This window comes from Streptomyces sp. HSW2009 (assembly GCF_040240285.1).
Taxonomy (GTDB): domain Bacteria; phylum Actinomycetota; class Actinomycetes; order Streptomycetales; family Streptomycetaceae; genus Streptomyces.
The window spans coordinates 1-8922 of record NZ_JBEHZD010000334.1 but is presented as its reverse complement, the minus strand read 5'-3'; the positions used below and the strand labels follow the sequence as shown (position 1 = coordinate 8922).

The 8922-nt window shown below is 74.6% G+C and carries 4 protein-coding genes and 1 pseudogene; 1 reads left to right on the top strand and 4 read right to left on the bottom strand.

Going from position 1 to position 8922, the window contains the following annotated elements:
* From AAHZ94_RS22395 to AAHZ94_RS22380, 4 genes and pseudogenes are all read right to left on the bottom strand, one after another.
* The coding region (locus AAHZ94_RS22395; protein ID WP_349994772.1) for an XdhC family protein at nt 1–392 on the bottom strand (392 nt) is incomplete at its 3' end.
* A 51-nt stretch (nt 393–443) separates the two neighbouring features.
* Nucleotides 444–1094 (bottom strand): annotated as a pseudogene (locus tag AAHZ94_RS22390) (molybdopterin cofactor-binding domain-containing protein); the annotation flags it as partial.
* Nucleotides 1095–2045: 951 nt separating this feature from the next.
* On the bottom strand, nt 2046–4541 hold the full coding sequence (locus AAHZ94_RS22385) for an MMPL family transporter (RefSeq protein WP_349994771.1): 2496 nt from the start codon (nt 4539–4541) through the stop codon (nt 2046–2048).
* Nucleotides 4542–4915: 374 nt separating this feature from the next.
* Nucleotides 4916–7159: a phosphocholine-specific phospholipase C gene (locus AAHZ94_RS22380; protein WP_349994770.1), complete on the bottom strand. Its 2244-nt coding sequence runs from the start codon at nt 7157–7159 to the stop codon at nt 4916–4918.
* 939 nt (nt 7160–8098) lie between these two features.
* Between AAHZ94_RS22380 and AAHZ94_RS22375 the strand changes: the two genes are divergently transcribed.
* A complete protein-coding gene (locus AAHZ94_RS22375; RefSeq protein ID WP_349994769.1) occupies nt 8099–8806 on the top strand; it encodes an SDR family NAD(P)-dependent oxidoreductase in 708 nt (235 codons plus the stop codon).
* Nucleotides 8807–8922 lie beyond the last annotated feature (116 nt).

Sequence of the window (8922 nt, the reverse complement as noted above, 5' to 3'; positions counted from 1 at the left end):
GGGCACCGGGCGGCCGCGGCGGCCACCGCGGGGGCGAGCACCCGCACCCGGCCTGGGGCGCTCCGGTCCAAGACGCTCCCCCAGCGGACCGGGGTAATCAGTACGTCGATGGCGCCGCCGCAGGTCAGCCCGATCGCGAAGGCGTCGTCCTCGCTGTAGCCGAAGCGCTCCACGATGCTGTGCCCGTCGTCCAGGGCCTGCCGGCACAGTTCGTAGACGGCGCCCTCCACACAGCCGCCGGAGACCGAACCGACCGCCTCGCCGTCGGCGGCCACGGCCAGCGCGGCCCCGGGCAGCCGCGGTGCGCTGCCGTGCACGGCGACCACCGTGGCGACGGCGAAGTCACGGCGCTGCGCGCACCACCCGTGCAGGGCGGCGGCGATGTCCAACATGGCGGTCAGCTCCTTCGTCGTCCGGCGGCCGGCACCGCCCCGCCGCCCCGACTACCCCGCATCGGGCACCGCCCCCACCCCGGTCCCGGGCGCCGTACCCGCTCCCGTACCCGTACCCGCTCCCGGGTCCGTGCCCGTGCCCGGCCCGTCGAGCCCGATGAGGTGTTCCGGGCGCACCGGCACCCGCGTCAGCTCGCGGCCGGTGGCCGCCCGGATCGCCGCGACGACGGCCGGGGTGGCGGAGAGGGTCGCGGCCTCACCCGCGCCGCGCAGCCCGTACGGGGCGTGCCGGTCGGGGTGTTCGAGCAGGTCGACCGGGAGCGGCGGGGTGTCGAGCGTGGTGGGGACCAGGTAGTCGGTGAAGGACGGGTTGCGCACCGTGCCGTCCGGGCCGACCACGATCTCTTCGAGGACCGCGAGGCCGATGCCCTGCGCGCCGGCGCCCTGCACCTGGCCGGTGACCGCCAGCGGGTTCAGCGCCTTGCCGACGTCCTGGGCGCAGGCCAGCTCGACCACCTTGACCAGGCCGAGTTCGGTGTCCACGTCCACCACCGCACGGTGCGCGGCAAAGCTGTACTGGACGTGGGCGCGGCCCTGCCCGGTCCGCGGGTCGAGCGGCTCGGTCGGCCGGTGCCGCCACGTCCGCTCCACCTCGATGACCTCGCCCCCGACGACGTCCGCGAGGTCGGCGACGGCCGGGCCGGGCGCGCCCCCCCCCCCCCCCCCCGCGGCCGAGGGGCGGATTCACCCGCCCCTCCCCCTCGTACTCCCCAGAGCGGCGGGTGATGAAGCGGCTTCGGCCGGCCTCGCGTGCCCGGCGGGCGGCGGTGGCCTCGGAGACCAGGTCGTGCTGGCGGAGTTGGTGCAGCTCGTAGTGGAACATCAGGTTCTCCTCGGGTGGTGACGAACCACTGCGGGGCCTGTCGGCCGCCGCTGCGGGTCGTTCGGCGTGCTTCCACCCTGCTGGCTCAGGAGGTCCCACCGCATGGGGAGAGTGCCTGATTTCGCCGCCTCAGAGCGCCTTAGACGCCGGCCCTCCGTCGGTGCGGACGGGGCTGAGTAGCCCTTGGAGTGCCTTAGGCGCGGGGCCTAGGCGGGTTGGGCCGCGGGGCACGGGGCCATGACAGGGCCCGTCCGGTCCTCCGAGCCATCGGCTTCCTAAGGCACCTAAGCCGTCGCCCGTCGGTGGGCCTCTGTGCGGCAGGTCTGCTCTGGCTGCGGGCACGGGTCAGCGGCGGGCGAGCCCGACCCAGGTGCGCCACGGAGCGTACGGCAGGGCGCAGCGATGGAGCACGCAACGCAGCCGCAGCCGCGCCGCACCCGGCCAGGGCCTCGGCGCGGCCGGTGCGCTCTGGCTGCGGGCACGGAGCCCGCGGCGGGCGGGCCCCGCTCGGGTGCGCCACGGAGCGCACGGCACGGCGCAACGCCGGAACGCGCAACGCCGCCACACCCGCGTCGGGCCCGTACCCATGCCGTACCCGGCCTTCCACCGCCCCAGCCCCAGCCGGTAGACCACGGCACGGAGCCGCGTTGCGACACAAGGTCACCGCCGGCTCCGTACGAAACCGCAGCACGGACCCACCACCACCGCGGCGCAGGCCGCGGGGGATCGGGCCGCACGGAGCCGAGTCGGGCGGCGGCCATCGCGCGGGGTCAGGCCGAGGGACGTTGCTCCGTGTTGCGTTGTGGTGGGAGGAGGGCGGCGTTGGTGGGGTGCGCCGCATGGGGCAGTGCGGGGGCCGCCTCGCGCGCACGGGCGCGCGTGGGCAGGGACGGGGCGGAAGCGGACGGTGCGGAGAGGGCCGGTGCGGGCTGTGCGCCGTCGCGGCCGGGATGGACCGATGGGCTCGGGTGAGCGGCGCCCGCCGGTACGAGCTCGCGGGGTGCCGGCTGTGGCGCCGGGGCGGGTGTGGCGAGGTCGCGCTCGGGCAGCTCGATGCTGAGTCGGGGCAGCCAGCGGTCGAGCCAGCCGGGCAGCCACCAGTTGGCGCCGCCCAGCAGGTGCATCAGGGCGGGGACCAGGAGCGTACGGAGCACGAAGGCGTCCAAGGCCACCGCGACGGCCAGGCCGATGCCGAACATGGCGATGATGCGGTCACCGCTCAGGACGAAGGCGGCGAAGACCGCGATCATGATCACGGCAGCGGAGTTGATGACCTGACTGGTTTCGGCCAGCCCGACCCGTACGGCGCGGCAGTTGTCGCCGGTTTCCAGCCACTCCTCGTACATCCGGCTGACCAGGAACACCTGGTAGTCCATCGACAGGCCGAACAGCACGGAGATCATGATCACCGGCAGGAAGGGTTCGATCGGGCCGGCGCTGCCCAGGTCGAGCAGTTCGCTGCCCCAGCCCCATTGGAAGACGGCGACGACGACGCCGGAGGAGGAGGCGACGGCGGCGATGTTCATGACCGCGGCCTTGAGCGGGATGCCGACGCTGCGGAAGGCCAGGAGCAGCAGGAGGCAGCCGAGGCCGACGACGACCCCGACGAACAGCGGCAGCTTGCCGACGATCACCTCGGCGAAGTCGTCGTAACCGGCCGTGATGCCGCCCACGTACACGTCGAGCGAGGTGCCCCGTTCGGCCGCCGGGATGATCTCGTTGCGCAGCCGGTCGACCAGTTCGCTGGTCTGCCGGGACTGCGGGGAGGTCTCGGGGATGACGGTGATCACGCCGGTGTCCGTGCTGTGGGCCTGTGCCGTGTCGCTGGCCGGGCCCTGTACGGAGGCGATGCCGTCGGTGTGGCGGAGGGTGTTCTCCAACCGGTTGAGCGCCACTCGGTCGGCGGCACCGTCGAGGTGGGCGACGAGGGTGAGGGGCCCGTTGGCGCCGGGCCCGAAGCCGCTGCTGGCGCCCCGTCCCCCGGCCGCCCCGTCGCCCCGTCCTTCGGCCCCGTGCGGGCTTTCCCCGGCGAGCAGGTCGTACGCCTTGCGGGTGGTGCTGCTGAGCGGGTTGTTGCCCTGGTCGGACGTGCCGAGGTGGAGCGAGAGGGTGGGCAGGGCCAGGACGAGCATGACGGCCGCTGCCAGCCCGCCGAGGAGCCGCGGATGGCGCTCGACGAAGCCGGACCAGCGGACGGCGAGCCCGGTGGGCCGTTCGGGCCGTGGCAGGCCGGCGGCGAGCCGGCGCCGTTCGCGGCGGCCCAGCGCCCGGTTGCCGATCACGCCGAGGAGGGCCGGGAGCAGGGTGATCGAGGCCGCGACGGTCAGTACGACGGTCAGCGAGGCGGCGATGGCGACGCCGTTCAGGAAGCTCAGCCGCAGGATCAGCATGCCGAGGAGGGCCACGCAGACGGTGCCGCCGGCGAAGACGACGGCGCGCCCCGTGGTGGCCACCGCGCGTTCGGCCGCCTCGGGCACGGACAGCCCGGCCCGTAGGCCCTTGCGGTGCCGGGTGACGATGAACAGGGCGTAGTCGATGCCGACGCCCAGACCGATCAGCATGCCGAGCATCGGGGCGAAGTCCGCGACGGTCATGACGTGGCCGAGCAGGGTGATGCCGAGCGTGGCGGTACCCACCGCGACCACGGCGGTGACGATGGGCAACAGGCTGGCCGCGAACGAGCCGAAGGCGACGAAGAGCACCACGGCGGCCACGGCGATGCCGATCAGTTCGCTCAGGTGGGTGGCGGGCTTCTCGGTGAGCGCGACGGCGCTGCCGCCGGCCTCGACCTGGAGCCCGTCGCCGGCGGCGGACCTGGCCGCGTCGACGACGGCGCGCGGCTGGCTCGCCGGCAGGTCGTCGGCGGGGTGCTCGAAGGTGACGGTGGCGTACGCGGTGTGCCCGTCGGGGCTGATCTGGCGGGCTCCGTCGGGGCCCTGGTACGGGCTGCCGACCGCGGCGACCCCCGGTAGCTCCGCGATCCGGTCCAGTGCCGCGGTCATGCGGGCTTCGACGGTGGCCGAGTGGACGGGTTCGCGGCCCGGCCCCGTGTGCCACACGATGCGGTCGCTGTCGCCGGCCTGGCCGGGGAACGCCTCGGCGGTCAGCTCGGCGGCCTTCGCCGACTCCGTACCGGGCACGTCGTAGTCGTTGGAGTACGCGCTGCCGGCCACGGCCGCAGCCGCTGCGGTGCCGGCGAGCACGGCCAGCCAGAGCGCAATGACGACGAGACGGCGGTTGAGGCACCACCGGGCGAGTGCGGCCATGAAGTGCTGATCGCTTCCGGTTTTGGGCACCGCTCTTCGCCGGGGGGACGGAGTTGCCGAGCGTGCGCGAAGGTACGGACGGGAACGCGTGGGACCCGCCGCCTGCCGACGAAGGAGCGGCGGGTCCCGTGCAGCACTGTGACACCCGATGGAGATCCTTTGACCGGTTTGTGGGTTACCCCACAAGTGCTCCCGTCTTTCCGGTTCATCTGGCTCTGATGGGGCCGCTGGCGTTTTGAGCCCGGATACGGCCGTCCCGGGCCCGGATACGGCCGTCCCGGGCCCGGGGGCGTGCGACCCGGGCCCGGGCGGTGGCTGCGCCGATGATCGCGGCAACAGCAGTAACGGTGGGGCGGCAGTGGCCGCGAGGGCTCTCAGCCCGTGACGGACTCCGCCCCGTTCTCGATGTGGCCCATCAGCCGGCGCCGGAAGGAGGCGTCCTGGGCGACGGTGAGCTCCAGGTCGTACCAGCCGTGCGTGCGGGCGGCCGGGAACGGCACGGTGCGGGTGCGGCCCGCTGCGACGGTGACGGTACGCGCGCCCGCGCCCGCGTAGGCCAGCGGCTTGAGCGTGAAGGTCAGCGCCGTCCTGCCGGTGTTCTCCAGCGTGAGGTGGAGTTCGCGCCGCCGGGCGTCGATGCGGCTGCGCACGGCGGTGCCCGCGGCGACGCCCCGGGCGGTGCCGGCGAACTCGCGGCGGAAGCCGTTCGGGCCGGTGAGCGTGAACCGGTACGCGCCGGCCTTGACCGGCACCTCCCAGGACTCGCCCCGCCCGGGCCGCCCGGAGCCGTGTCCGGCGGCCTCCTGCGCCCCGTCCGCCGCCCCGTCGGCCCCGTGCTCCGCCGCCCCGTCCGGCTCCGTCGCCCCGGCCCCGTAGGGGTGCCGGCCGGCGCCGGGCAGGTCGCGGTGTTGCGGCGTCGCGTACTCGTCGGCGTACGGGTAGAGCGCCAGGTGTGCGCTGGCGCGGCCGGCGTTGCGCAGCGCCAGCTTGAACACGCCGGCCTGCGCGTCCAGGCGGCCGTCCGCGTCGGGCGCGTACGGCAGCGGGCGGGCCGGTCGGGGGCCCCGTTCGGGCCGCGGCAGCCGCTGGTCGGCCGGGGGCGCGGGGCGCCAGCGGCCGGCGAACGGCGGGATCGGCCCCGGCTGTTCGACGGCCGGCAGCCCGCGCCGCCGAGTGAAGTCGAAGGCGGAGGTCAGGTCGCCGCAGACGGTGCGCCGCCAGGCCCCGATGTTGGGCTCGTGCACGCCGAGCCAGCGCTCCATGAAGCGGACGATGGAGGTGTGGTCGAACACCTCCGAGCAGGCGTAGCCGCCCACCGTCCACGGCGAGATCACCAGCATCGGCACCCGGATGCCGAGCCCCGTCGGCTTCCCCTGCCAGAACTCGCCCTCCGTCCCGGCCGGTGGCACCGGCGGCGGCACGTGGTCGTAGAAGCCGTCGTTCTCGTCGTACGTGAGGAAGAGCGCGGTGTGCCGCCACACCTCGGGGTTGTTGCCGAGGGCATCGAGGATCTTGTAGACGAGGGTGGCGCTGGCGACCGGCGACGAGGCGCCGGGGTGCTCGGAGTCGGCGGCCGACGGCACGATGTAGGAGACCTTCGGCAGCTTGCCTGCGGCCACGTCGGCGGCGAAGGCGGTGGCCGTGCTCCCCGGCTCGCCGCGCCGCAGCGCCCGCTCGAACAGGCTGCGCTCCGCGGCGCTCAGGCTCCGCAGGCCCTCGTCGAGCAGGCCCGTCAGGCGCTGCCGGCCGGCGGCGTCGGCGGCGCCGAGCTTCTCGTAGTAGGCGGTCATGTTCTGCACGCCGTCGACCTTGGCCAGCGCCTTGCGCCCGACGGCCTTGAAGCTCGCGTAGAACTCCAGGTTGTTGTCGGTGAAGTTGTCCCATTCCTGGTAGACGCGCCAGGAGTGGCCGGCCTCCTCAAGCCGCTCGGCGTAGGTGGGCCAGGCGTAGCCGGGGTGGGTGTCCTCGTCGTAGGCGTCGTTGCCCACGGCGCGGGCGCCCCCGGGCTCGAAGCCGGTCCAGCCGCTGACCAGGTGGTTCCGGTTGGGGCTGGTGGAGGAGTGGATGGAGGAGTGGTACGCGTCGCAGACCGTGAAGGTGTCGGCCAACTCGTAGTGCAGCGGAATGTCCGACCTGTCGTAGTACGCCATGGTCGCCGCGGTCTTCGCGGTGACCCAGCCGTCCATCCAGCCGCCGCGCCACGCCTTCGCGCCGCCCTGCCAACTGTGGTCGAGGTCGCCGATGTACTGGAGTTCCTTCTGCTGGGCCGCGGCGGCTGCCCGCACGCCGAACGGCAGCACGGTGCCCACGCCGAGCGCGCCCGGCTGCTCGAAGACGCTGTTGCCGCCGGGCAGTTCGATGGCGTTCCGGTCGCCGAAGCCGCGTACGCCGCGCAGCATGCCGAAGTAGTGGTCGAACGAACGGTTCTCCTGCATGAGCACCACGACGTGCCGGACGTCCCGCAGCCCGCCGCCGTGGTGCCGCTCCGCCCCGTACTCGGCCGCCTGGTTGGCCACCGCCTGCTGGAGCGAGGGCGGCAGCAGCGACCCCGCCGCCGCGAGCCCCGCGCCACCCGCGCCCAGTGCCAGCGCCCGCCTACGCGAAATCTCGGATGCCACGCTCTTCCTCCCGATCGATGGCCAACGCTCTACCCGCCGCCCTGGGCGACCGGGTGGTCGGGACCGTACGGCAGCCGCGTGGCAGCCGGTGGGGAGCGACATGTCGCCCGGGTGAACGAGGCGGGGCAGGGCCGGCTCCACCGGGGGCTCGGCATGCGGGACCGGCTCCGCGGGGAGGGGGCCCAGGGTGTCGGGTGGGGTGAGGCGGTGGCCGGGGCGGGGCGGGGCTGGCGCCCGTGCCCTGTGCCGCCGGGCGAGGGCGGGCCTGCTCCGTCTTCTCGCACCTCGCGCGCGAGGCCCAGCCGCTCCATGCTCCGTACCCCGGGCCGCCGTGCGAGGGTGGCCCCTCCGTTCTCCACGCCCCGCGCGCGAGGCTCCGGCCAACCCCGCTCCGCGCTCCGTGCCCAGCCCCGCAGCACTCCGTGCCCCGTGCCCCGTGCCCCGTGCCCCGTGCCCCGTGCCCCGTGCCCCGTGCCCCCGGCGAGGATCGACGCCTCTTGCCAGCAAAGGCGAACCTGCATTCCCCAACCCCGCGCGCGAGGCTCACCGCTTCGAACTCCGTGCCCGGTGCCGGTGCCCCGTACCGCCGGGCGAGGGTGGACCTCACCCCGCCCTCCACACCCCGCGCGCGGGGGCCACGCTCCGCACCCAGCCCCGCGGGTGCTCCGTGCTCCGTGCTCCGTGCTCCGTGCTCCGTGCTCCGTGCTCCGTGCTCCGTGCTCCGTGCTCCGTGCTCCGGCGGGAGGATCGGCCATGCGCCGCCGCCCCTGCCCCGTACGCCCGGAGATCCGCGATCCGCGATCCGCGATCCGCGATCCGCGATCCGCACCCAGGTGATGTGCACCGCACACCGTCGGCGGTCTCACCAGTTGACCTTCACATCGGTGTCAGCCCCTACTGTCGCGGCGTACTCGTTCGTGGTGGGAAGGGAGTCGTGTCGTGGCTGGTGCAGTTGTGGTGGGGGCGGGGCCGGGGATCGGGCAGGCGGTGGCTCGGCGGTTCGCGCGGGCGGGGATGTCGGTGGCGCTGATCGCGCGCTCGCAGGCGTCGCTGTCCGTGGTGGCGGAGGCCGTGCGGTCCGCCGGTACGGCACCGGACGACGGCGCTGGCGGCAGTGCCGGTGGCGGCGGTGCCGAGGTGGCCGCGTTCCCGGCCGACGTCACTGATGAGGACGGGCTCAGGGCTGCGTTGGACGCGGCGGCCGACCGGTTCGGCGTGCCGGACGTCGTCGTCTACAACGCCGCCGTCGTCCGGCCGGACCGCATCGGCGGTCTCAGCACCCGCGGCCACCTGGACGCCTGGGCGGTCAACGTGCTGGGCGCCCACACCACCGCCGCCCGGGCCCTCCCGGCCATGGCGGAGCGCGGCATCGGCACGTTCCTCATCACCAGCGGGATGCCACACCCCAGGCCGGACTACGTCAGCCTCTCCCTCGGCAAGTCCGGCGTCCGGACGCTGGTCTCCCTGCTCGACCAGGAGTACGGGCCGGCCGGCGTCCACGTGGCGGCCGTCACCGTGGACGGCCCGGTCGCCCCCGGCACGGAGTTCGACCCGGATGACATCGCCGAACAGTACTGGCGGCTGCACCGTCAGCCCCGGCACGCCTGGGAGCACGACGTGCTCTTCGGCGGACAGCGCAACGGCTGAGCCCCGCCGATCGGCCCGTACCGCCCCGTACCGTACCGCCCCGCGCAGTCGCGCGGGGTGGCTGCGCGGTGGGGCTGGTCAGCGGGGTGGGTGGCGCTTGTTGGGGCTGGCGCCGG